The 21,884-nt window shown below is 60.1% G+C and carries 19 protein-coding genes and 1 pseudogene; 10 read left to right on the top strand and 10 right to left on the bottom strand.

Annotated elements, in window-relative coordinates; translation table 11 throughout:
- Positions 1-11: 11 nt before the first annotated feature.
- From sdhA to DXT74_RS21370, 4 genes are all read right to left on the bottom strand, one after another.
- Positions 12-1,784 carry a succinate dehydrogenase flavoprotein subunit gene (sdhA, locus tag DXT74_RS21355; protein ID WP_043632319.1) on the bottom strand — a complete coding sequence of 591 codons (1,773 nt, stop codon included), beginning with the start codon at positions 1,782-1,784 and terminating at the stop codon, positions 12-14.
- A complete protein-coding gene (gene sdhD / locus DXT74_RS21360) occupies positions 1,784-2,128 on the bottom strand; it encodes a succinate dehydrogenase, hydrophobic membrane anchor protein (RefSeq protein ID WP_043592734.1) in 345 nt (114 codons plus the stop codon). The genes sdhA and sdhD overlap by 1 nt, the downstream gene beginning before the upstream one ends.
- Positions 2,122-2,496: a succinate dehydrogenase, cytochrome b556 subunit gene (sdhC, locus tag DXT74_RS21365; RefSeq protein ID WP_019103264.1), complete on the bottom strand. Its 375-nt coding sequence runs from the start codon at positions 2,494-2,496 to the stop codon at positions 2,122-2,124. The genes sdhD and sdhC overlap by 7 nt, the downstream gene beginning before the upstream one ends.
- Positions 2,497-2,731: 235 nt before the next feature.
- Positions 2,732-3,466 (bottom strand): GntR family transcriptional regulator, encoded by a 735-nt coding sequence (locus DXT74_RS21370; protein WP_194426959.1) that lies wholly within the window; start codon positions 3,464-3,466, stop codon positions 2,732-2,734.
- A gap of 210 nt (positions 3,467-3,676) precedes the next feature.
- On the opposite strand from DXT74_RS21370, the gene DXT74_RS21375 reads away from it, so the two are divergent.
- The 3 genes from DXT74_RS21375 (at position 3,677) to lysS (ending at position 7,456) form a co-directional block, all read left to right on the top strand.
- On the top strand, positions 3,677-4,657 hold the full coding sequence (locus tag DXT74_RS21375) for a malate dehydrogenase (RefSeq protein WP_019103266.1): 981 nt from the start codon (positions 3,677-3,679) through the stop codon (positions 4,655-4,657).
- A 116-nt stretch (positions 4,658-4,773) separates the two neighbouring features.
- Positions 4,774-5,878 (top strand): peptide chain release factor 2 gene (gene prfB / locus DXT74_RS21380; protein ID WP_114152232.1). Its coding sequence is split into 2 segments (ribosomal slippage): positions 4,774-4,854 and positions 4,856-5,878, totalling 1,104 coding nucleotides; the frame shifts between segments, so codons are not numbered across the junction.
- A gap of 72 nt (positions 5,879-5,950) precedes the next feature.
- Positions 5,951-7,456 (top strand): lysine--tRNA ligase, encoded by a 1,506-nt coding sequence (lysS, locus tag DXT74_RS21385; protein ID WP_081554352.1) that lies wholly within the window; start codon positions 5,951-5,953, stop codon positions 7,454-7,456.
- 163 nt (positions 7,457-7,619) lie between these two features.
- Here lysS and DXT74_RS23265 read toward each other — a convergent pair.
- Positions 7,620-7,845: pseudogene (locus tag DXT74_RS23265) on the bottom strand (IS110 family transposase); the annotation flags it as partial.
- A gap of 584 nt (positions 7,846-8,429) precedes the next feature.
- Between DXT74_RS23265 and DXT74_RS21390 the strand changes: the two are divergent.
- Both DXT74_RS21390 and DXT74_RS21395 read left to right on the top strand, forming a co-directional pair.
- Positions 8,430-8,855, top strand: coding sequence for a hypothetical protein (locus tag DXT74_RS21390; RefSeq protein ID WP_114151981.1), 426 nt, complete (start codon positions 8,430-8,432; stop codon positions 8,853-8,855).
- A gap of 793 nt (positions 8,856-9,648) precedes the next feature.
- The gene (locus tag DXT74_RS21395; RefSeq protein WP_194426960.1) at positions 9,649-10,110 is read left to right on the top strand and encodes a hypothetical protein; all 462 of its coding nucleotides are present in this window, start codon (positions 9,649-9,651) and stop codon (positions 10,108-10,110) included.
- A gap of 8 nt (positions 10,111-10,118) precedes the next feature.
- On the opposite strand, the gene DXT74_RS21400 is transcribed toward DXT74_RS21395, so the two are convergent.
- Positions 10,119-11,108 carry an aldo/keto reductase gene (locus DXT74_RS21400; protein WP_081554355.1) on the bottom strand — a complete coding sequence of 330 codons (990 nt, stop codon included), beginning with the start codon at positions 11,106-11,108 and terminating at the stop codon, positions 10,119-10,121.
- A 103-nt stretch (positions 11,109-11,211) separates the two neighbouring features.
- Here DXT74_RS21400 and DXT74_RS21405 point away from each other — a divergent pair, with 103 nt between their 5' ends.
- Positions 11,212-12,129 (top strand): LysR family transcriptional regulator, encoded by a 918-nt coding sequence (locus DXT74_RS21405; RefSeq protein ID WP_043592740.1) that lies wholly within the window; start codon positions 11,212-11,214, stop codon positions 12,127-12,129.
- 13 nt (positions 12,130-12,142) lie between these two features.
- Here DXT74_RS21405 and DXT74_RS21410 read toward each other — a convergent pair whose 3' ends face one another.
- Both DXT74_RS21410 and DXT74_RS21415 read right to left on the bottom strand, forming a co-directional pair.
- Positions 12,143-13,084: a sensor domain-containing diguanylate cyclase gene (locus DXT74_RS21410; RefSeq protein ID WP_052370278.1), complete on the bottom strand. Its 942-nt coding sequence runs from the start codon at positions 13,082-13,084 to the stop codon at positions 12,143-12,145.
- 31 nt (positions 13,085-13,115) lie between these two features.
- Complete coding sequence (locus DXT74_RS21415) at positions 13,116-15,926, bottom strand: bifunctional diguanylate cyclase/phosphodiesterase (RefSeq protein ID WP_043632279.1); 2,811 nt, start codon at positions 15,924-15,926, stop codon at positions 13,116-13,118.
- Positions 15,927-16,180: 254 nt separating this feature from the next.
- Here DXT74_RS21415 and DXT74_RS21420 point away from each other — a divergent pair, with 254 nt between their 5' ends.
- The 3 genes from DXT74_RS21420 to DXT74_RS21430 all read left to right on the top strand — a co-directional run bounded on the left by DXT74_RS21420 (position 16,181) and on the right by DXT74_RS21430 (position 19,367).
- Positions 16,181-17,500, top strand: a complete 1,320-nt coding sequence (locus DXT74_RS21420; protein ID WP_081554359.1) for a TRZ/ATZ family hydrolase — start codon at positions 16,181-16,183, stop codon at positions 17,498-17,500.
- A gap of 2 nt (positions 17,501-17,502) precedes the next feature.
- The gene (gene ubiG / locus DXT74_RS21425) at positions 17,503-18,201 is read left to right on the top strand and encodes a bifunctional 2-polyprenyl-6-hydroxyphenol methylase/3-demethylubiquinol 3-O-methyltransferase UbiG (RefSeq protein WP_043632269.1); all 699 of its coding nucleotides are present in this window, start codon (positions 17,503-17,505) and stop codon (positions 18,199-18,201) included.
- A 497-nt stretch (positions 18,202-18,698) separates the two neighbouring features.
- On the top strand, positions 18,699-19,367 hold the full coding sequence (locus DXT74_RS21430) for a GntR family transcriptional regulator (RefSeq protein ID WP_019101268.1): 669 nt from the start codon (positions 18,699-18,701) through the stop codon (positions 19,365-19,367).
- On the opposite strand, the gene DXT74_RS21435 is transcribed toward DXT74_RS21430, so the two are convergent.
- Positions 19,350-20,255, bottom strand: coding sequence for a LysR family transcriptional regulator (locus DXT74_RS21435; protein WP_114151986.1), 906 nt, complete (start codon positions 20,253-20,255; stop codon positions 19,350-19,352). The two genes, DXT74_RS21430 and DXT74_RS21435, sit on opposite strands and share 18 nt — an antisense overlap.
- Before the next feature lie 87 nt (positions 20,256-20,342).
- Here DXT74_RS21435 and mdtH point away from each other — a divergent pair, with 87 nt between their 5' ends.
- Positions 20,343-21,545 (top strand): multidrug efflux MFS transporter MdtH, encoded by a 1,203-nt coding sequence (gene mdtH, locus DXT74_RS21440; protein ID WP_194426961.1) that lies wholly within the window; start codon positions 20,343-20,345, stop codon positions 21,543-21,545.
- Between the two features lie 85 nt (positions 21,546-21,630).
- Here the strand turns inward: mdtH and DXT74_RS21445 are convergent, their stop codons facing one another.
- A complete protein-coding gene (locus DXT74_RS21445; RefSeq protein WP_019101271.1) occupies positions 21,631-21,834 on the bottom strand; it encodes a cold-shock protein in 204 nt (67 codons plus the stop codon).
- Positions 21,835-21,884: the final 50 nt, after the last annotated feature.

Consider the following 21,884-nt stretch of genomic DNA (forward strand, 5'->3'; position numbering starts at 1 on the left):
TGATTGCACCCTTAGTAGGAGCGGGTCTTCAGCGCGATCGTATCGACCGACAGCGGCTTCAGGGTGACCGGCTTGTAGTCCAGACGGTTGGCTTCGCGATACCACAGGGTATGCTTCAGCCAGTTCTTGTCGTCGCGGCCGTTCGGGGTTTCCTCGGTGTCCTTGGCGTCGTCGCGCACATGGGCGCCGCGGCTCTCGGTGCGGGCATTGGCCGAGATCATCGTGGCCTTGGCCACTTCGATCAGGTTTTCCAGCTCCAGCGCCTCGATGCGGGCGGTATTGAAGACATTGGACTTGTCGGAAATCTCGGTGCGCTGCACCATCTTCTCCACTTCCAGAATCTTCTCCACGCCTTCGGCCAGCATGTCCTTGAAGCGGAACACGCCGCAGTGCGCCTGCATGGTGCGCTGCATGGCTTCACGCGCATCGTTGACCTGCACGCCGCCGGTCTGGGTGTTCAGACGCTCAACGCGGGCCAGCGAGCGCTCGACGTCCGCCAGCGCCAGCTCCGGCAGATCTTCCGGCTGCTGCTTGATGAACTCGATCATCGAATTGGCCGAGCTCTTGCCGAACACCAGCAAATCCAGCAACGAGTTGGTGCCCAGGCGGTTGGCGCCGTGCACCGACGCGCACGCGCATTCGCCCGCGGCATAGAAGCCCTGCACTTTTTCGCCATGCACCACCACTTCGCCGTGGTAGTTGGTGGGAATGCCGCCCATCTGGTAATGGCAGGTCGGCACCACCGGAATCGGGGCCTTGATCGGGTCCACGCCGGCGAACTTGATCGAGATCTCGCGGATGCCCGGCAGCTTGGACATGATCACTTCCGGATCCAGATGAGTGATGTCCAGCAGCACGTGATCCTTGTTCGGGCCACAGCCGCGGCCTTCGTTGATCTCGGTCACCATCGCGCGCGACACCACATCGCGGGACGCCAGATCCTTGGCGTTGGGCGCGTAGCGTTCCATGAAACGCTCGCCCTGCGCATTGCGCAGAATGCCGCCTTCGCCGCGCACGCCTTCGGTGATCAACACGCCCGCGCCAGCCACGCCGGTCGGGTGGAACTGCCAGAACTCCATGTCTTCCAGCGGAATGCCTGCGCGAGCGGCCATGCCCAGGCCGTCGCCGGTATTGATGAAGGCGTTGGTGGACGAGGAGAAGATGCGGCCGGCGCCGCCGGTGGCGAACAGGGTGGCCTTGGCCTGGAACACGACGATTTCCGAAGTTTCCATTTCCATGGCGATCACGCCCTGGACATTGCCGTCGGCATCGCGGATCAGGTCCAGCGCCATCCACTCAACGAAGAAGTGAGTGTTGGCGCGCACATTGCGCTGGTACAGCGCGTGCAGCATGGCGTGGCCGGTCCGGTCGGCCGCGGCGCAAGCGCGACGCACCGGCTTCTCGCCGAAGTTCGACATATGGCCGCCGAACGGGCGCTGATAGATGGAACCGTCGGCGTTGCGGTCGAACGGCATGCCGAAGTGTTCCAGCTCCACCACCACCTTGGGCGCTTCGCGGCACATGAATTCGATGGCGTCCTGATCACCCAGCCAGTCCGACCCCTTGACGGTGTCGTACATATGCCAGTGCCAATGATCTTCCTCGGAATTGCCGAGCGAAGCGGACACGCCGCCTTGGGCGGCAACGGTGTGGGAGCGGGTCGGGAACACCTTGGACAGCACAGCTGTCTTCAGGCCGGCCTCGGACAATTGCAAGGCCGCGCGCATGCCTGCTCCGCCTGCCCCAACGATAACGGCGTCGAAATGACGAACAGGAATACCCATTACAGCCCCCAGACCACTTTAACGGAATAGATAAAACAGGAAACCAGCCAAACGATGGTGAACACGTGCAGCGCCAGGCGAACACCCACCGGCTTCACATAGTCCATCCACAGATCGCGGATGCCCACCCATACGTGGAGGAACAGGGCGATCAAGCTCACCTGGGTCAGCAGTTGCACCCAGAACTGGCCGAAGAACGCCTTCCAACCTTCGTAGCCGGACGGCATGGTCAACAGGAACAAAGCCAAAGCCACGGTGTAGATCAACATGATCACCGCGGTGACGCGCTGCATGATCCAATCGCGCAGGCCATAGCCGGCGCCGACGACATTGCGGTTTACCATAGAGCAACTCCCAGAACCACGGTCAGCGCCAGGCTGACTGCCACAACGGTCTTGGCGGTGGCGCGGGCGGTCTGCAGTTCAAGACCTTTATGAATATCGAGGAAGAGGAAACGGATACCGGCACAGAAATGGTGCATATACGCCCACAACAGGCCGAGCAACACCAGCTTCATCAGCGGATTGCCCACCACGGCGCGGTAGGTTTCGAACGATTCGGCCGAACTCAGCGAACCGTGCAACAGGTAAATCAACAGTGGGAGAGAAAAGAACAGCGCAACACCGCTGATCCGGTGCAAGATCGAGACGATGCCGGGAATCGGCAATCTGATCTTGGCCAGATCCAGGTGCTTTGGTCGTTGCTTCTGCATATGGCTTCCTTGGATGTTTTTAGAACCAAGAGGTTACACAACAGACGACCCGCTACGAGGCCGCCCGCCTGAAGGGCTCCGTTTTTGTTATGGCTGGATGCCCGTCATTACCGCTCATGCCGCACCAGGAATATCGCGGTGCAATATGACCCGGGGATTCTAGCAAAACTGGCTGGCCGCGGCCTGTCTTTCGCCGCCGGCCCAGCCGTCCACGTCACGTCAAAAGCCCGCCGCGTCAAGCCCGGCGGGCGGTATAAGCCCAGTTGTGCGTCAAGCAGTAACGCTGCCGCCACTCCAGCGGCAGGCCCTCCATCGAGCCTGAAATCCGTATCAGGCTCAAGGCCGGCGCCTCGGCCACCATGCCGGTGACGCCGAGCAACGCGCTTTCCTCGCGCGGCAGCATCAGCGCGCGGAACTGCTCGCACAATACTTTCAAACGGATGCCGAAGCGCTGCTGCAGCGCCTGATACACCCCGGACGAACCGCGCAGCCAGCGCGCGTCCAGCCCTTCAAACTCGTCGGCCGGCAAGAAGGCCTCATCCACCGCGACCGGGATGCCGTGCCAGCGCCACAACTGCCGAACTCTCAATAAAGGCGCAGCGCGCCGCAATTGCAATGCCGCGGCCATGTCATCGCTGGCGTTGCCTCGCGAAATACCGAGGAACTCCCTCGCCAGATCGTCCGGCTGCTCGTTGAACAGCCCCGGCGTCAGCAGCAGGCCTTCGCCCCATTCGCTGGGCGCCGGCGCCACGAAAGTGCCCCTGCCCTGCGCGCGATACAAAAGACCGTCGGCCACCAGTTCGCTCAAAGCCTTGCGCACCGTGCCCTGGCTTGCGCCCAACTCGTCCGCCAAATCCCATTCGCTGGGCAAGGCATCGTTTTCCTGCCACTCGCCATCGCCGATCCGTCGCAGCAACTGCTGTTTGATCTGGCTGTACAGCGGCTGTCTACGCAGCGGTCGATCTGTCATGTTCTCTGTTGTATCACCAAACAAATCAAGCGTAAATACAAGTCTTATATAAGATACAAGACTTTGCCGCCCCTATCAGCTTTTCTGATGAGGAATCCACCCCCACATTGGCTATACTCCGTGTTACACTCAGCCGCACAAAAGCATTCAATGCTGCAGAGCAACATCTGCATATCGTCATTATCGGATACATCAAAGGAGAGTCCGCCAATGAAAGCTCCCGTTCGCGTCGCCGTCACCGGCGCAGCCGGCCAAATCGGCTACAGTCTGCTGTTCCGCATTGCCAGCGGCGAAATGCTCGGCAAGGATCAACCGGTCATCCTGCAACTGCTGGACCTGCCGCAAGCTCAAACCGCCCTCAAGGGCGTGATGATGGAACTGGAAGACTGTGCCTTCCCCCTGCTGGCCGGCATGGTCGCCACCGACGATCCGAACGTGGCCTTCAAGGACGTCAAGGTCGCGCTGCTGGTAGGCGCCCGCCCGCGCAGCAAGGGCATGGAGCGCAAGGATCTGCTGGAAGCCAACGGCGCCATCTTCACGGTGCAGGGCAAGGCGTTGAACGACCACGCCGCTCGCGACGTGAAAGTGCTGGTTGTGGGCAACCCGGCCAACACCAACGCCTGGATCGCGATGAAGTCCGCTCCGGATCTGAATCCGAAAAACTTCACCGCCATGTTGCGTCTTGACCACAACCGCGCGCTGTCCCAGATCGCCGCCAAAACCGGCAAGCCGGTGGCCGCCATCGAGAAACTGGCGGTATGGGGCAACCACTCGCCGACCATGTACGCCGACTACCGCTTCGCCAGCATCGCCGGCCAGCCGGTCAAGGCCATGATCAACGACGAAGCCTGGAACCGCGACGTATTCCTGCCCACCGTGGGCAAACGCGGCGCCGCCATCATTGAAGCGCGAGGCCTTTCCTCCGCTGCTTCCGCAGCCAATGCCGCCATCGACCACGTCCACGACTGGGTGCTGGGCAGTAACGGCAAGTGGGTGACCATGGGCATTCCGTCCGACGGCTCCTACGGCATCCCGGAAGGCGTGATGTACGGCTTCCCGGTTGTATGCGAAAATGGCGAATACAAGATTGTGCAAGGTCTGGAAATCGACGAGTTCAGCCGCGAGCGGATGAACTTCACCCTGGCCGAACTGGAAGAAGAGCGCGCCGCCATCGCTCACCTGTTTGGCTGATCCATCCCAAGTCTTTTCAGCAAAAGCGCACCTTATGGTGCGCTTTTTTGTCTTTGATCAAGACCCGATTTCCCGACTGCCTATATTTAACAGACTGCTATTTGGAGTTGAGCATGATTGAAGTCGAAGTACTGAACCAAATCGCGGCCAAGATCGACGACCTGGCCACCCGTGGCGCCGATATCCGGGGGTATCTTTGACTACGACGGTAAAAAAGACCGTCTGGAAGAAGTATCCCGCCTGACCGAAGACCCGGATATCTGGAACGACCCCAAGCGCGCTCAGGAACTGGGCCGCGAGCGCAAACAGCTGGAAGACGTGGTGCTGGTGATCGACGAGATCAGCGCCATGGTCAGCGACAGCGCCGAACTGTTCGAGATGGGCCGCGCCGAAAACGACGACGACACCATCCTGGCCGTACAGGCCGATCTGGACACCGCCGAAGCCAAGCTCGCGCAGCTGGAATTCCGCAGGATGTTCCACGACCCGATGGACCCGAACAACTGCTTCCTGGATATCCAGGCCGGCGCCGGCGGCACCGAGGCCCAGGACTGGGCCGGCATGCTGCTGCGCATGTATATCCGCTACGCCGAACGCAAGGGCTTCAGCGTGGAAGTGCTGGAAGAATCCGAAGGCGAAGTGGCCGGCATCACCAGCGCCACACTGAAGATCAGCGGTGAATACGCCTACGGCTTGCTGCGCTCCGAAGTCGGCGTGCACCGCCTGGTGCGAGTGTCCCCGTTTGACTCCAACGCGCGTCGCCACACTTCGTTCTCCTCCGTCTTCGTCTACCCGGAAGTGGACGACAGCTTCGAGATCGACATCAATCCGGCCGATTTGCGCGTCGACACCTACCGCGCCTCCGGCGCCGGCGGTCAGCACATCAACAAGACCGACTCCGCCGTGCGCATCACCCACAATCCCACCGGGATCGTGGTGCAGTGCCAGAACGACCGCTCCCAGCACCGCAACCGCGACGAAGCGATGCAAATGCTGCGCGCCAAGCTGTACGAACTGGAACTGAAAAAGCGCAACGAGGCCAAGCAGGCGCTGGAAGACACCAAGACCGATGTGGGCTGGGGTCATCAGATCCGCTCCTACGTCTTCGACCAGTCCCGAATCAAGGACCTGCGCACCAGCTACGAAGTGGGCAATATCAAGGGCGTCATGGACGGCGACCTGGACGGCTTCATCGAGGCCAGCCTGAAACAAGGCGTCTGAGCCTAAACTCGCTTAACCCGGTCGCCGCCCGCGCGGCGGCCAACAGCCATTGCATTGAATTACGGAGTGAACATGTCTGAACACGAGCAAACATCGCCTAGCCAGGACGAAAACCAGATCATGGCGGAACGCCGCCAAAAGCTGAAAAGCATCCGCGAACAGCGTATCGCCTTCCCCAACGACTTCAAGCGCAGCCACTTCGCGCAAGTCCTGCAGGACGCTCACGCAGGCAAGGAAAAAGAAGCGCTGGAAGCCGAAAAGATCGAGGTTGCCGTCGCCGGCCGCATGATGTTGAAACGTGTGATGGGCAAGGCCAGCTTCGCCACGCTGCAAGACGGCAGCGGCCGCATTCAGGCCTACATCTCCAATGACGGCGTGGGCGAAGAACTGCACGCCGAGTTCAAGCACTGGGACTTGGGCGATATCGTCGCCGTCAAAGGCACCCTGTTCAAGACCAAGACCGGCGAACTGACGGTACAAGCCAGCGAAGTGCGCCTGCTGTCCAAGAACATCCGCCCGCTGCCGGAGAAATTCCACGGCATCACCGATCAGGAAACCAAGTACCGTCAGCGCTACGCCGACCTGATCATGAACGAAGACAGCCGCCAGACCTTCATCAAGCGGTCCAAGATCATCCAGAAGGTTCGCGACGTGATGGTGGGCGAAGGCTATCTGGAAGTGGAAACCCCGATGATGCACCCGATCCCGGGCGGCGCTGCGGCCAAGCCTTTCGTCACCCACCACAATGCGCTGGACATGCCCCTGTACCTGCGCATCGCGCCTGAGCTGTATCTGAAGCGCCTGGTGGTGGGCGGCCTGGAACGCGTGTTCGAGATCAACCGCAACTTCCGCAACGAGGGGATGAGCACCCGCCATAACCCCGAGTTCACCATGATCGAGTTCTACGAGGCCTATAGCGATTATCAGCGCATGATGGAGATGACCGAGACCATCATCCGCGAATGCGCGCTGGTGTCCTGCGGTTCCACCACCGTCAGCTATCAAGGCAAGGAAGTGGATCTGGGCAAGCCGTTCGACCGCTTCACCATCGTCGGCGCGATCAAGCACTACAACCCACAGTACACCGACGCTCAACTGGCCGACGCGGCCTGGGTGGCCAGCGAGATCAAGCGCCTGGGCGGCAAGCTTCCTCCCGCGCCGGGCCTGGGCAGTCTGCAATTGGCGCTGTTTGAGGAATGTGCCGAAAGCCTGTTGTGGAACCCGACCTTCATCATCGACTACCCGGTGGAAGTGTCCCCGCTGGCCCGCGGCTCCGACAGCAAGCCGGGCCTGACCGAGCGTTTCGAACTGTTCATCGTCGGCCGCGAACACGCCAACGGCTACTCCGAGTTGAACGACCCGGAAGACCAAGCCGCGCGCTTCCTGTCCCAAGTGGCGCAGAAGGATGCCGGCGACGACGAGGCAATGCACTACGACGCCGACTACATCCGCGCGATGGAATACGGTCTGCCGCCCACCGGCGGCTGCGGCATCGGCATCGACCGTCTGGTAATGCTGCTGACCGACGCGCCGTCCATCCGCGACGTCATTCTGTTCCCGCAGATGCGTCCGGAATAAGCGTCCCAAGCCTCCACATTAGGGCTGTAGGTCAGCAGAGTTAATGGGATTTTTTTGCAAAAAGTGAGAAATCCATATTACTCGGCTCTAAAAAGGCTCCGCCACTGTGCGGGGCTTTTTTACGTCCAGTCGCAAGCTCTCTTCAAACCTATTGCTGATTTTATTGTTGCTGCTCTTCCTTGATCAGGACGAAACGCGTATTGGGTCGGGAAACGGTCTCGCAGCTGACAGCCGCGTCGACGGCGTCATTCTTGCCTCGGCGGCCGAACATGCGATAAGGGCGACGAACTTGGGCGCCATGATGCGGACGGCGTGTCCTTGGGCTTGGGAAACAGGCGGCCCCTGTCGTGGGCTCCAAAACAGACTTCCATGCCAATCAGGCAGAGTGGGGGCTGCGTCACGATGGCGAGCAGCTGATCGCACGCATCTTGGGTTTGGCCAGAGCATGCCTCCCCGACCGACCAATTTCATGCGATACGAATAAATTCTTGGCGAGATCGATACCTAAAGTGATAATAGGCATGGACTTCCCCGCCGAGGCGGATGCAGCGTGGAAACTTCATTCATGGCGGCTTCCGCCGCGACCTTGCGACGGAAAAGTCCCTTTCATTGCTTAGAACCTGTTCACGATCTGCTGCGCTGCGGCGATACGGCGTTAAAAACAAGCTCAAAATGCTCATGTACCACTCGACCATTCCGCTTTTTCGCTCGTTTTCGCCTTGTCTCGCTCTGGCTCGCGAGACCGTGAACAGGGTCTTAGAGCGGCTAACAAAAATCAGTTTTACGGCTGATGAGACAAGGCGCGCCGACGCAGGCAGTACTTGAGTACGGCAAGTCGGCGCAACGCAGCATCAGAAATTTTGTTAGCCACTCTTAGAGCACATTTTTCATCAGCCATGTGGCTATAGCCCGCGAGCTAGAGTCGCGATGTAAAAATGTCGACAGCCACATCTTAATAAAGACAGGAGAAACGATGAGCAGAATCAAATCGACATCATCTGAGTTACAGTCATTTCGATGGCTGTTCATCATTTCGGCACTCTGGAACTTCGCAGGGGCCATCCCCGGACTGCTCGATAGCGCCGGCATGTTCGCGCGTGAATTTGGACGTGAATTGACTGATCCAGTGTTGGTCGCTGTCTATAGAGGAGCATGGGGCACTGCGCTCCTATATGGATTCGGATTTTTGATGGTCGCATCCAACCCCATACGCCACACCGGCATCGTGTTTATGGGCGGCATTGGTAAGGCTCTGTTTGCACTGAACCTCTTATACATGCTTCAAAATGGATGGACATCAGACTTCGCCATACTTGTGGTCATTGGTGACGCATTCTTTGTGGCGGCCTTTGTCATGTACTTCGCCAGGCTGAAGAAACTTGGCGAGTCAATCATTTAACGACATCCCATAAGCCGGCAGAGGAAGACCCCGGGACAACTCACGCCAAGACAGCCCACCCGCGGCCAAAACCTGGGGTAGATGGGCTGCTGATAGTTCATTGGCGCTATATCTATAAGTGATTGATTTGCCGTAACCGACGACAAGATTTTCACGGAGAGCGCAAATTTTGTAGGGTCTTTTCATGTAGCCGGCGCACTCGCGGGCTTGGCACATGAGCACGGAGATGAAAAACCATTACAAATAAATGGCCCTATTTTTCACGAACGCTGTAAACAACACGGCCAAGCCGCTCGCCAGATGGTTCGCAGCTTTTTTTATCCCCGCCCCGTACTACTATGCCCCAGCCGTGAAGCTGGCCATCTTAGCCGCTTAAGAAGCTGTTTACGATCTGCTGCGCTGCCGCGACACGGCGTTAAAAACAAGCTCAAAATACTCATGTCCCCCTCCACCATTCCGCTTTTTCGCTCGTTTTCGCCTTATCTCGCCCTGGCTTGCGAGACTTTGAACAGGCTCTAAGAAAACGGAATGTATCCACGGTACAGCCCTTATTGCAAAAGGAGTTTCAACCTCCATCGCCGCAGCGCGGCAAACCTTGAGCTATTGCCGCATCCCATATTCAAGCAGGCGACGGCGGTGTCGCCTCTCTCGAGTTCCAAACTGTGCGTTTTGTTTGCAAAACCCTTTTTCGCCAACAATCCACATAATTCAGCGCTTGAAATTCGCGCATGCGCAATAGTGCTGGCCGATATTGGCAGTACAACACTCGCTTGTACTATAAAAGGACACTGCCATGAAACACTTGTTCATATTCGCTGCGCTTGGCGCCTCCGCCTGGCTCAGCGCCGCGCCGGCCCAGGCCGGCGTATCCATCAGCGTCGGAGAACCCGGATTTTACGGTCAGTTGAATATCGGCGGCTTCCCGGCGCCGGAGCTGATCTCGCCACAGCCAGTGATCATTCAGCCTGTCCCGGTGGCCATCGCACCAATTTATTTGCGGGTGCCGCCAGGGCATGCCAAGCACTGGGGCCGCTACTGCGGCCGCTACAACGCCTGTGGCAGGCCGGTGTATTTTGTCCGCGATGAATGGTATCGCCAGGTCTACGTGCCGCATTACCACGAAGTCCACCGCGGCCACGAGCATGAACGGGATCAGGATCGGCAGAAGGATCGCGACCACCGTGACTGGCACGACGATCACGACCATGGCCACGACCATGAGCGGGACCGCCGCGACTGGCAACGAGACCGCTAACACTAAGCTCAACGCTGAACTGTCGCCATCACCTCAGCCGCGTAGCGCAAACCGCTGACAGCCTCCGGCGGGAATACCGCGTCGATTTCCGCCACTTCCGCTGGGCTCAACTCCAACGCCAAAGCGCCCAGGTTGTCATCCAGATTACGAATGCGGCGCGCGCCGGGGATGGCGACGATATGCTCGCCGTGCGCCAATACCCAGGCCAGCGCCAATTGCGCCGGACTGCAGCCCTTGGCCTCGGCCAGGGCCTTCACCCGCTCCACCAGCGCCAGATTGCGGCGGAAATTCTCGCCGAGAAAACGCGGACTGCTCCGCCTGTAGTCGTCTGCGTCAAAGTCGTCCGGGCTTCGAATCGCTCCGGTCAGGAATCCTCGTCCCAAGGGACTGTAGGCGACGAAACCGATGCCCAGCTCCCGGCACAGAGCCAGCGTTTGCTGCTCCGGGTCCCGCGTCCACAACGAATATTCGCTTTGCAGCGCTTGGATGGGATGAATGGCGTGCGCACGGCGCAAGGTGTCCGGCGCGGCTTCGGACAAGCCCAGATAACGAACCTTGCCCGCGCTGACCAACTCCGCCATCGCGCCTACGGTTTCCTCGATCGGCACCTGTGGATCCACGCGATGCAGGTAGTAAAGGTCGATAACGTCGATCCCCAGCCGCTTGAGGCTGCCCTCGCAGCTGCTGCGCACATACTCCGGCCGGCCGTTGACGCCGCGCGCGGCTGGATTGGCCGCGTCCATCACGATGCCGAACTTGGTGGCCAACACAACCTCCTGGCGACGCGACTTCAATACTTGCGCCAACAACGCCTCATTGCGATAGGGGCCGTACATATCGGCGGTGTCTAGCAAATTGACGCCGCGATCCAGCGCGTGGTTCAGCGTGCGCAGCGATTCCGCATCGTCATGCGCGCCGTAAAAAGCGCTCATGCCCATGCAACCCAAGCCCAGCACGGAAACGGAAGGACCATTACGGCCCAGGGTTCGTTGCTTCATGTCTGCCATCTTTCGTGATCAGTTGAGATGCCTGAAGCATATGCGCTTGCCGCCACCGGAAAAATAGGCTTAATCTGCATGTATTACGTAGAAAAACTTCACAATGACGCAAAACTCTCTGCATGCGCTGCAAGCTTTCCGCTTGATAGCCCGGCATGGCAGCTTCACCCGCGCAGCCGCCCAGCAAGAAATCACGCCCTCGGCCCTCAGCCAGACTCTGCGTCAGTTGGAGGCCCAATTGGGCGTGCGCCTATTGAACCGCACCACCCGCAAGGTTGGGCTCACCGAGGCAGGCCAAGCGCTGCTGGCGCGGATAACGCCGCTGCTGGAACAGCTGGATAGCGCGCTGGACGACACCCGCCAGTGGCAAGGACAGGTCAGCGGCACGCTGAAGCTGACCTTGCCTCACACCGCCGCCAGCCTGCTGCTGTATCCGCTGTTGCCCGGCTTCATGCGCGCGCACCCGCAACTGCGGCTGGAGCTGGACGTGAACAATCAATTGGTGGATATCGTGGAGCGGGGCCTGGATGCCGGCCTGCGCTTTGGCGAGAGCCTGCAACAAGACATGCAGGCGGTGGCGGTCAGCGCTCCGCTGCGCTTCTGCGTGGCGGCAAGCGCTGGCTACCTGCAGGCGCGCGGCACGCCCGAGCATCCGTCCCAATTGCGACAGCATGATTGCCTGCGCTATCGCTTCGCCAGCAGCGGCCAGATCTACCGCTGGCAATTCGTCGACGCAGGGCGGCCATTCGAAGTCTCGGTGCAAGGCCCGCTAACCGCCAACGACACCGCGGCGGCGCTGCATGTCGCGCTGGGCGGGCTCGGTCTTGTTTATTTACCGCAAGCGATGGCTGCGCCTCATCTGGCCGACGGCAGCCTGGTGAGCGTGCTGGAGGCTTGGATGCCGCCTGCGGAGGCCTTTTACCTGTACTACCCCCACCACCTGCATCAGCCGGCAAAACTGCGAGTGTTCATCGACTACTTGAGACAGGCCATGGCCAGCCCCACGACAGCCGCTCACTGACAGCCCGCCGGCATCACCCCTCCCGGCAACAATTGCGCCCCGCCGCCTTGGCCCGATACAAGGCGACGTCCGCGCGCTGAAGCAAAGCCTCCACTTCCAAACCGGGCTGAACACAGACATGGCCTATGCTCAGCGTCAACGGCACCGGCTGTTGCTGCCACTGCAGATTGGCGCTGGCGAGCCGCTGCCGGACGCGCTCCGCCAGCGCAGCGGCCTTGGCATGGTCGGCGTCCGGGGCCAACAGCAGGAACTCCTCCCCGCCCCAGCGCGAACAGATCAAGTCCGGAAACGCCTCGCGCAACAAACGCGTCGCTTCCACCAGCACATAGTCGCCGCCGTCATGGCCAAAACGGTCGTTCACCAGCTTAAAGTGATCGATATCGCACAGCAGCACGGCGAACGGCCGACGCGTCTGCAGCCATTGGAGCCAGGCGGACTCCAACTGGCGCACCGCCTCGCGGCGATTGATCAATCCGGTGAGAAAGTCCGTGCGCGACAGACGAGCGTTATCGTCCATCATGCACTTGAGGTCGTCCACATCGCGAAAGGTGACGATGTGCCAGTTAGGCAGCAGGTCGGCGTGCAGTTGGGCGGTGACGATGAACCAACGCAGCCGGCCGTCGGCGCAGCACACATGCACCGTCATCTCCGCCAGGTTGCGGCCCAGCGCCAGACTGTCCTTCACCGCCTGCAACCAGCTTTGCTCCACCTCCAAGCGGTAGACCGGATCGGGATAAGCCAAGCGGAACCAGGCCTCCATGTCCGGCATCTGTTCCAGCGTGTAACCTATCTGTTGCAGGAACGCTCGGTTGAGATAGCGATGGATGCGCTGGCCGGGCTGGTCCAGCTTGGTGCCAGACTCAGAAATCAGGATGGGAATAGGCACGAAGTCCAGGCTGCGCGACAACACTTCCTTGCCGATATCTACCGCATCGTCGCCAATCTTGAAAGTCATCAGCGCACTCCCGCCCCAGCCTTAGGCCATCTCACTCCTGCGGCAACAGGCTGTCCTGAGCCAGCAGTTTGACAAACTCATCCGCCGGCAGCGGCCGGGCGATCAAGTAGCCTTGTACGTACTCGCAGCCCTCGCGTTGCAGGAAGTGCCATTGCTCTATCGTCTCCACCCCTTCCGCCACCACCTTCATATTCAGGTTCTTGGCCATATTGATGATGGCGCGGGCAATGGCGGTGTCGTCGGCGTCGTGCGGGATGTCGCGCACGAAGGAGCGGTCGATCTTCAATTTATCCGCTTTGAAGCGCTTCAGGTAGGACAGGCTGGAATAGCCGGTGCCGAAGTCGTCGATGGACAGCTTCAACCCCATATTCTTCATATTGTCGATGGCCTGGATGGTGGCCATCGCGTCCTCCATCACCACGCTCTCGGTCACCTCGATGTCCAGCGCATGGCCGGGCAGGCCGTTGGCGGCCAGCGCCGAGGTGATCTGCTCGGCCAGATCGGACTGGCGGAACTGCAAGGCGGACAGATTGATGGCCAGAGTCAATTCCGGCAGGCCCTGGCTGCGCCAGGCGGCCAACTGGCGCGTGGCCTCGCCTATCACCCAGTTGCCGATCTGAACGATGAAGCCGCGTTCTTCCGCCACTTCAATAAAGCGCACCGGCCCCAGCACGCCCAGTGACGGATGATTCCAGCGGATCAAGGCCTCCGCGCCGATGATGCGGCCGCTGGCCATTTCCACCTGCGGCTGATAGTGCAGCACGAACTCCTCGCGCTCCAGCGCAAAACGCAGCTGGCTTTCGATCGCCAGGATTTCGCGAGCGCGGGCGTTGAGGTCGGCGGTGTAGAACTTGTAACTGTTGCGGCCAGAAGATTTAGCGTGGTACATCGCCGCGTCGGCGTTGCGCACCAAAGTTTCGTAGTCGCGGCCATCGTCCGGATAAACGCTGATGCCTATCGACGGCGTGATGGTGATCACATGGTTGTGCAGTTCTATCGAGGCGGAGAAAGCATCGCGGATGCGCTCCGCCGCCAGCGCCGCTTCGCCGGGATCGGAAATCACCGGCAGCAAGACGATGAATTCGTCGCCGCCCTGACGCGCCAGCATCTCTCCCGGCCCCAGCACGCCCTTGATACGGTCCGCCGCCACTTGCAGCAGGGTGTCGCCGGCAGTATGGCCCAGCGATTCGTTCACGGTCTTGAAGCGGTCCAGGTCCAGCAGCAATAGCGCCAGCCGCTCGTTGTCGCGGCCGGCGTTGTGGATCGCCAGCTCCACCCGGTCCTGCATGTGCACGCGGTTGGGCAGGCTGGTCAATACGTCGAAATGCGCGAGGAACTGAATACGCTCGTCAGCCGCCTTGCGTTCGGTCAGGTCGCTGAAGATCGCCACATAGTGGGTGATTTCGCCCAGGCTGTTGCGCACCGCGTTGATCGCCAGCCATTCCGGGAACACCTCGCCGTTCTTGCGCCGGTTCCACAGCTCGCCCTGCCAGGAGCCGTGATCGGCGATGGACTGCCACATCTGCTCGTAGAACGGCTGGTCGTGGCGGCCGGAGGACAGCACGCTGGTCTTCTGGCCCAGCACTTCATGCTGGGTGTAGCCGGTGATTTCGGTGAAGGCGCGGTTGACGCTGCGGATGCGCTTGTCCGCGTCGGTGATCATGATGCCTTCCACGGTGTTCTCGAACACCTTGGCCGCCAATTGCACCCTCTCCTCCGCCGCGCGTTTCTCGGAGATGTCTCGCACCATGCGCCATACCGCGTTGATGCGGCCGAAGGCGTCGCGCATCGCCACGGTCTTGACGCTGACCGGCACCGGATTGCCGAAGCGGTTGATATAGGTGGCCTCGAACTCGTCGCAATAACCGAAACGCAGCACCTTGTTGTCCAGATTGAAGCGCTCCAGCGCCTCGCTCTCCGGCCCCACCAAAGTCCAGAAATTCTGCAGCTTGAGCTGATCCAGGCTGTAGCACATCAGGTTGAGGAAGGCGGGGTTGGCGTCTATCACCTGGCCGTCCAGCGAGCTGATCACGATGCCGTCGAGGTTGGACCAGAACAACTCGCGGTATTTGTTCTCGGAGCGGCGCAGCGCGTCCTCCACCTCGCGGCGCCGGGAAATATCCGCCTCCAGCGCCAGCGTCTTGGCTCGCAGCTCGTCCAGCAAGCGCTTAAGCTCGGCTCGAGTCCATTCCAAATGCTTTCCGAGATGGCCGATCTCATCGCGGCGCTGCCATTCGAACGGCCGGTCCAGCTTGAGCTCGGCCAGCAAACGCGCCTGCTCGGTCAGCGCCTTCATCGGGCTGAGGAAACGCGAATGCAAAATGCTCATGATCAGCAGAATGGACAACACCAGTTGCGCCGCCAGAATCATCAGGATGTTCTTGATCTGGTTATTAAGCGCGATGGCGAGATGCTCATTATCGAATTCCAGCGTCACCTGGCCGATTTCCTCGCCGCGATAAATCACTGGTTTTTCCACAAAGGACACGCTGCCGATACGACGCTCCGCGCGTACCGAGGACAGGAATATCTGATTGGACTGGGTATCTGTGACGCGGATGGAAACCACCCGCGCGTCTTCCATCACCGAAGCGATCAAGGGATTGCCTGCCTGGCGGCTCAGGTTCCACAGGGGCTCCTGCATGCCCAGGGCCACGATGTCCAGCAGGCGTTTTTGATCGGTTTCCAGCTGGGCGGTCAGCGCGTCCCTTTGAATATTGAAGCTCAGATAACTGATGATGGACGCGGGAATCAGCAAGCCCAGCACTACGGCGATGAGAAAGACAGCCCTAAGGGAGAGGCCGGTACTGGCTGTGGATTTATCGTCAGCGTGGTGTGCCATGTTTGCGTTTATTATCGCTCGCCATTAGCCGCAGGCAATTGAGCCCATGCGTCAGTTGTTCATATTTTCAAAAGTATACACCGGATAATCCCGGCAAAATGCTGGAATATTCACTAGTCATCGCCTTGTCAAGCACGGATCCGGCAAGCCTTTCGCCGGCACGCTCCGACGCTTCCTCCCACCTTCCGTCATTGCCTTGAATTTAGCCTCGGCCTACAATCCACGTCACTTCAAAATCGCGCCAGGATTGCCCCATGTCCCAGTCCCGTTATGACAAAGTTATCACCGCCCGCTGGATCATTACCGTAGAGGAAGACGGTGAAATCCTGGAAAACCACGCCATTGCTTTGAAGAATGGCAGGATTGCCGCGATTATTCCAGCCGACCAAGCCGGCGCGCTGGAGGCGGATCAACGCGTGGAATTGCCCAACCACGTACTGATGCCCGGCCTGATCAATCTTCACGGCCACTCCGCGATGACGCTCTTGCGCGGCCTGGCCGACGACAAAGCGCTGATGGATTGGCTGACCAACCATATCTGGCCGGCCGAAGGCAAACATGTCCGCGACGACTTCGTGTTTGACGGCGCGCTGCTGGCAATGGGGGAAATGATCCGCGGCGGCACCACCACCATCAACGACATGTATTTCTATCACGGCGCAATGGCTCGCGCCGGCCTGGCCTCCGGCATGCGCACCTTTGTGGGCTGTTCCATCCTGGAGTTCCCCACCAACTACGCCAGCAACGCCGACGACTACATCAGCAAATCGCTGGCCGAACGTCGCCAGTTCCTGGGCGAAGAACTGATCACCTTCACGCTGGCGCCGCACGCGCCTTATACGGTGTCGGACGACACCTTCGCCAAAGTGGTGACGCTGGCCGAGCAAGAAGACATGTTGATCCACTGCCACATCCACGAAACCGCGGACGAGGTGAACAACAGCGTCAAGGAACGCCATCAGCGCCCGCTGGCCCGCCTGCAACAATTGGGCTTGCTGTCCCCGCGTCTGATCGCCGCCCATATGGTGCATTTGAACGACGAGGAAATCGAAATCGCCGCCAAGCACGGTGTGTCGGTAGCGCACAATCCCTCGTCCAATATGAAACTGGCCTCCGGCATCGCCCCCATTCCCAAAATGCTGCAGGCAGGCATCGCCGTGGGCATAGGCACCGACGGCGCCGCCTCCAACAACAAGCTGGACATGCTGGCGGAAACCCGGCTGGCGGCGCTGCTGGCCAAAGTGGGCACCCTGGACCCCACCTCGGTGCCGGCCGCCGCGGCCATCCGCATGGCCACGCTCAACGGCGCTCGCGCGCTGGGCATCGCAGACAAGGTTGGCTCGATCAAGGCCGGCAAACAGGCCGACCTGATCGCCATCGACCTCTCCGCCATCGAAACCGCCCCGGCCTTCGATCCAATCTCCCATGTGGTCTACGCGGCCGGCCGCGAACAAGTCAGCCACGTCTGGGTCAAAGGTCAGGCTCTTTTGGAGCAACGCCAACTCAAGACCCTGGACGAAGCCGCGCTCAAGGCTCGCGCCGAAGACTGGCGTCATCGCATCCTGGCGAAATAATCATGATCAATGTAGACGAAACCGAAATCGACAAATTCAGCCAACTGGCGCACAAATGGTGGGACATGAGCGGCGAATTCAAGCCGCTGCATGAAATCAACCCCCTGCGCCTGGGCTTCATCGACGAACGCGCGGCCATTGCCGGCAAGCAAGTGCTGGACGTGGGTTGCGGCGGCGGCATCCTGGCGGAGAGCATGGCCGCGCGCGGCGCCGCCGTCACCGGCATAGACCTGGCCAAAAAGTCGCTGAAAGTGGCCCAACTACACAGCCTGGAGTCCGGCGTGGCGGTGGATTACCGCTGCGTGGCGGTAGAGGAACTGGCGGAGGAAGCCCCGGCAAGCTTCGACGTGGTCACCTGCATGGAAATGCTGGAGCACGTGCCGGACCCTCAAAGCGTGGTGCGCAGCTGCGCCAGCCTGGTCAAACCCGGCGGCTGGGTGTTCTTCTCCACGCTCAACCGCAATGCAAAATCCTACCTGCTGGCGGTGGTCGGCGCCGAATACGTGCTGAACATGCTGCCTCGCGGCACCCATGAGTACGCGCGCTTCCTCAAGCCCTCGGAGTTATCGCGCATGGCCCGCAACGCCGGTCTGGATATGGACGCGGTCCGCGGCATGAGCTACAACCCGCTGGCCCGCATCTACTCGCTGGGCGAAGATACCGCCGTCAACTATCTGATGGCCTGCCGTCGCCCGGAATAGGCGGCAAGAAAAAAGGCCTTCGCCAAAGGCGAAGGCCTGAATCACACTCCCGGTTCCACACCGGACACAACCCGCTAAAGTTCGCGAACGCCGCGCCGGCTTCAACGCCCTCGCGGGACGGCCCGCTTGCGGCGACATTCGGCTTGCGCCGCTCGTCGCCTGCTAGGCTGCTTTCCCCGCGCGGGCCGGCCGCCGGCCGAGTCCGCGAGACGGCGGAAATACCTCTCCGACGCCTCTCGCTTATTCTGATAGCCCCTCTCGTGTCAGCCATTTCAAACAAGCGTTTTAATCGTATGATTGATATGATGAATGCGCAAGCAAAACCTCAGTAATGCTTGTCTAGTGCGGCAAGTTGACAACAGTTGGCCTCAAAACCACTGATAATGTTTTGATAACAACAATCTGTCGGACAAACTACTGCCAGACAAACATTGCAGTTTGATTGCCCTCGCATATCAAACATAGGAAAATAATAATATTCTATTCCGGAGAGCAAGATGACGTTCAAAGCGAACGACTCACTGACCGAACAAATCGCCCAATACCTGGGCAAACAAATCATACAAGGCACGATGCAAGCAGGGGAGCGCATTCAGGAATTGCGCATTGCGTCGGAGCTGGAAGTCAGCCGCGGGTCCGTGCGCGAAGCTTTATTGATTTTGCAACGCCGCCATCTGGTGGAGATTTTCCCGCGCCGCGGCGCGGTGGTGTCCAGCATCACGGGTCAGGATGTGCGCCATTTCTTCGAACTGTGGTTTCTACTGCTGGATCAAGCCGTCTGTAACCTCGCCACCTCTTGGCAGAACGACGACCTGGCCCACTTCTTCGAAGTCACCACCCAGTTGGCCGAATGCAACCGCAAAGACGATTTGCAAGGCTTTTACGAACACGGCGTCGATTTCCTCGACACCCTGTACCTCTATGCCGGCAACCGCTACTTGGAGCACACCCTGAAGGATTTGCTGCCGCTGACCCAGCGTTGTCTGTTCGCCATTTTGCGAGCCGGCAAGAGCCAAATGGAACAGACCCAACTCTTCCTGGAAAACCTGCTCAAGACCATCATCGCCCGCGACACCGCCAAATTACGCCAGATGGTGGCCGAATTCGGCCAACAATACAGCCAGCTGGCGCAGAGCGCAGCCGAGTCGCTAGCCGGACGCCATTGACGCCCACCGCCCGGCCAAGGCCCGGGCGGCGTCCAACACCAACTCCTTCCCCTCGTCCCTGCGTTTGCCTGCGCGCCAAGCCATTGTCACCTCCCACTGCCAGGCAGGTAGATCTGCAATTTTCAGCCGGCGCAAAACACCGTCGGCCAGATCAGACTGAATCGACAACTCCGGCATGAAGCAAAGAAAGCCGTGGCGCAAAGCCAGTTCCCTGGCCGCTGACGCCGGCTGCACCGCATGGATGGGCTGGGCGACGGTGCGAGCCAGACGCAGCCGTCGTATCAACTCGTCACACTCCACACCCCAGTACTGGGGCGCAATCCGGTAAGCCGCCGCCTCCTCCAGATACAGCGGCTGTTCGCGCTCCGCCAAGGGATGCCCGGCCGCAGCCACCGCCACGATGGGAGAGCGCCACAGCGTTTCCATCTGAATGCCCGCCATCGCCGGGCAACGCAGCACAAAACCCACCTGCACCAAACCGGACAACAGGTTCTGCATGATCTGCGATGAATGGTCGGTGTCGCAGCGGATTTCCAGCGGCGCTTCGGCCAGATCCAACAACAAGGGGCCAAAAACCGCCGATGTCAGCGATGGCAGACAAGAAAGCCGCAAGCAGGGTAAGGCCGGCGTGCCCTGCAGGATTTCCCTCCCCTGCTCCAGAGCCGACGCCGCCTGCTGTGCCGATGGCAAAAAGGCCAGGCAGGCCGCTGTGGGTTCCGCGCCACGCCGATGGCGATGAAACAGGCATACCCCCAGTTCCAACTCCAACGCTTGCACTCTCTGACTGACCTGTGGCTGCGACCAGCCACGCTTGGCGGCAGCCTGACTGAAGCTGCCCAACTCAGCGATATCCAGCAGCAGGCTCAAATCCGAGAGGACGATAGACATAAGAAAATCCAATATTAACTATTACAGATTAATCAGTTACAGAATATCAGGGGCACTCATAGAATGACATGAAAATAAGGAGATTTCATGGCACTGCTAAAGCAGGCCCGGACCTTGGGCAAAGCTTTCATCCTGGTGGACAACCTGATCGTGGTATTCGGTTTCTTCATGGTTTTTCCCTTGATCAGCCTTCATTTCGTCGATCAACTCGGCTGGACCGCCGCCGCGGTGGGCTTTGGATTGGGCCTGCGTCAATTCACCCAGCAGGGACTAGGCCTGTTCGGCGGATCCTTGGCTGACCGTTTCGGCGCCAAACCCCTGATTGTGGCCGGCATGCTGCTGCGCGCCGCCGGCTTCGCCGCCATGGCGCTGGCGGACTCGCCGTGGCAGCTCTGGCTGTCCTGCTTGCTCTCCGGCCTGGGCGGCACGCTGTTCGATCCGCCCCGCTCCGCGCTGGTGGCCAAATTGACAAGACCCCGCGAGCGCAATCGCTTCTATTCCCTGCTGATGATGCAGGACAGCGCCGGCGCAGTAGGCGGCGCCCTGTTCGGCTCCTGGCTGCTGCAGTTCGACTTCCGCTGGGTCTGTCTGGGCGGCGCTGCCGCGTTCTTGGCCGCGGCGGCGGCAAACGCCTGCCTGCTGCCGGATTATCGCGTTGCCGCGCGGCGCGCGCCGGCGCTGGCCTCTATCCGCACGGTGCTGAACGACCGCCGCTTTCTGAAACTGGTGCTCACGCTCAGCGGCTACTACCTGCTCAGTGTGCAGATCATGTTGCTGCTGCCCATCGCAATCAAGCAATTGACCGGCACCCCTCAGGCCGTCGGCTGGATGTACGGACTGGAAACCGCCTTGTCGCTCAGCCTGCTTTACCCGCTGGCGCGGCTGGGCGAACGCCATTTCCGACTGGAAACCCGAGTACTGGCCGGCATTGCGCTGATGAGCCTCAGCCTGGCCTGCATGGCCGCGGTGCGGCAACCGCTGGCCGCCTTCGTCATCCTGGCGGTGTTCTTTCTCGGCACCCTCATCACCGAACCTGCGCGGGAAACCCTGGTCGCCAGCCTGGCTCGTCCGGAAGCCAGAGCAAGCTATATGGGCGCCAGCAGGCTGGGGCTGGCCTTGGGCGGCGGCGGAGGCTTTCTCGCCGGCGGCTGGCTGTACGACTTTGCTCAGAACCAGCATCAAGCCGGCCTGCCCTGGCTGCTGCTGGCCGCCGCGGGCGCGCTCACCTTTATCGCGCTGGCGCGCCAATTTGGCCCAGCCGCGCCAAGAGCGGCCAAAGCAGCGGTCTGACAACAACAAAAGCCCGCCGGATGGCGGGCTTTTCATCAATCAGCTGGGCTGTTTGCCTTACGGCAGACAGACAGTAAAACCGGTGTTACGCGTTCTGAATATTAGACGCTTGCTTGCCCTTCGGACCGGACACCACCTCAAAGCTTACACGCTGCCCTTCTTTCAGGGTTTTGAAGCCTTGCATGTTGATGGCCGAGAAGTGAGCGAACAAGTCTTCGCCGCCTTCATCCGGAGTAATGAAGCCAAAACCTTTAGCGTCATTGAACCACTTAACGGTACCTAATGCCATTCTTACTTCCTTGCAAAAAAAGGCTGGTGAAGCCGACCAACTTAGAGCTT

The sequence above is a fragment of the Chromobacterium sp. Rain0013 genome (genome assembly GCF_015291765.1).
Taxonomy (GTDB): Bacteria; Pseudomonadota; Gammaproteobacteria; order Burkholderiales; family Chromobacteriaceae; genus Chromobacterium; species Chromobacterium haemolyticum.

What these genes read in the sequence shown, in the direction of transcription:
- DXT74_RS21400 (WP_081554355.1), bottom strand. Translation starts at nt 11,108, where the DNA reads ATGAAGCAACGAACCCTGGGCCGTAATGGTCCTTCCGTTTCCGTGCTG.
- lysS (WP_081554352.1), top strand. Translation starts at nt 5,951, where the DNA reads ATGTCTGAACACGAGCAAACATCGCCTAGCCAGGACGAAAACCAGATC.
- sdhC (WP_019103264.1), bottom strand. Translation starts at nt 2,496, where the DNA reads ATGCAGAAGCAACGACCAAAGCACCTGGATCTGGCCAAGATCAGATTG.
- DXT74_RS21410 (WP_052370278.1), bottom strand. Translation starts at nt 13,084, where the DNA reads ATGACTTTCAAGATTGGCGACGATGCGGTAGATATCGGCAAGGAAGTG.
- DXT74_RS21370 (WP_194426959.1), bottom strand. Translation starts at nt 3,466, where the DNA reads ATGACAGATCGACCGCTGCGTAGACAGCCGCTGTACAGCCAGATCAAA.
- DXT74_RS21420 (WP_081554359.1), top strand. Translation starts at nt 16,181, where the DNA reads ATGTCCCAGTCCCGTTATGACAAAGTTATCACCGCCCGCTGGATCATT.
- DXT74_RS21435 (WP_114151986.1), bottom strand. Translation starts at nt 20,255, where the DNA reads ATGTCTATCGTCCTCTCGGATTTGAGCCTGCTGCTGGATATCGCTGAG.
- DXT74_RS21405 (WP_043592740.1), top strand. Translation starts at nt 11,212, where the DNA reads ATGACGCAAAACTCTCTGCATGCGCTGCAAGCTTTCCGCTTGATAGCC.
- sdhD (WP_043592734.1), bottom strand. Translation starts at nt 2,128, where the DNA reads ATGGTAAACCGCAATGTCGTCGGCGCCGGCTATGGCCTGCGCGATTGG.
- DXT74_RS21430 (WP_019101268.1), top strand. Translation starts at nt 18,699, where the DNA reads ATGACGTTCAAAGCGAACGACTCACTGACCGAACAAATCGCCCAATAC.
- sdhA (WP_043632319.1), bottom strand. Translation starts at nt 1,784, where the DNA reads ATGGGTATTCCTGTTCGTCATTTCGACGCCGTTATCGTTGGGGCAGGC.
- ubiG (WP_043632269.1), top strand. Translation starts at nt 17,503, where the DNA reads ATGATCAATGTAGACGAAACCGAAATCGACAAATTCAGCCAACTGGCG.
- DXT74_RS21375 (WP_019103266.1), top strand. Translation starts at nt 3,677, where the DNA reads ATGAAAGCTCCCGTTCGCGTCGCCGTCACCGGCGCAGCCGGCCAAATC.
- mdtH (WP_194426961.1), top strand. Translation starts at nt 20,343, where the DNA reads ATGGCACTGCTAAAGCAGGCCCGGACCTTGGGCAAAGCTTTCATCCTG.
- DXT74_RS21415 (WP_043632279.1), bottom strand. Translation starts at nt 15,926, where the DNA reads ATGGCACACCACGCTGACGATAAATCCACAGCCAGTACCGGCCTCTCC.
- DXT74_RS21390 (WP_114151981.1), top strand. Translation starts at nt 8,430, where the DNA reads ATGAGCAGAATCAAATCGACATCATCTGAGTTACAGTCATTTCGATGG.
- DXT74_RS21445 (WP_019101271.1), bottom strand. Translation starts at nt 21,834, where the DNA reads ATGGCATTAGGTACCGTTAAGTGGTTCAATGACGCTAAAGGTTTTGGC.
- DXT74_RS21395 (WP_194426960.1), top strand. Translation starts at nt 9,649, where the DNA reads ATGAAACACTTGTTCATATTCGCTGCGCTTGGCGCCTCCGCCTGGCTC.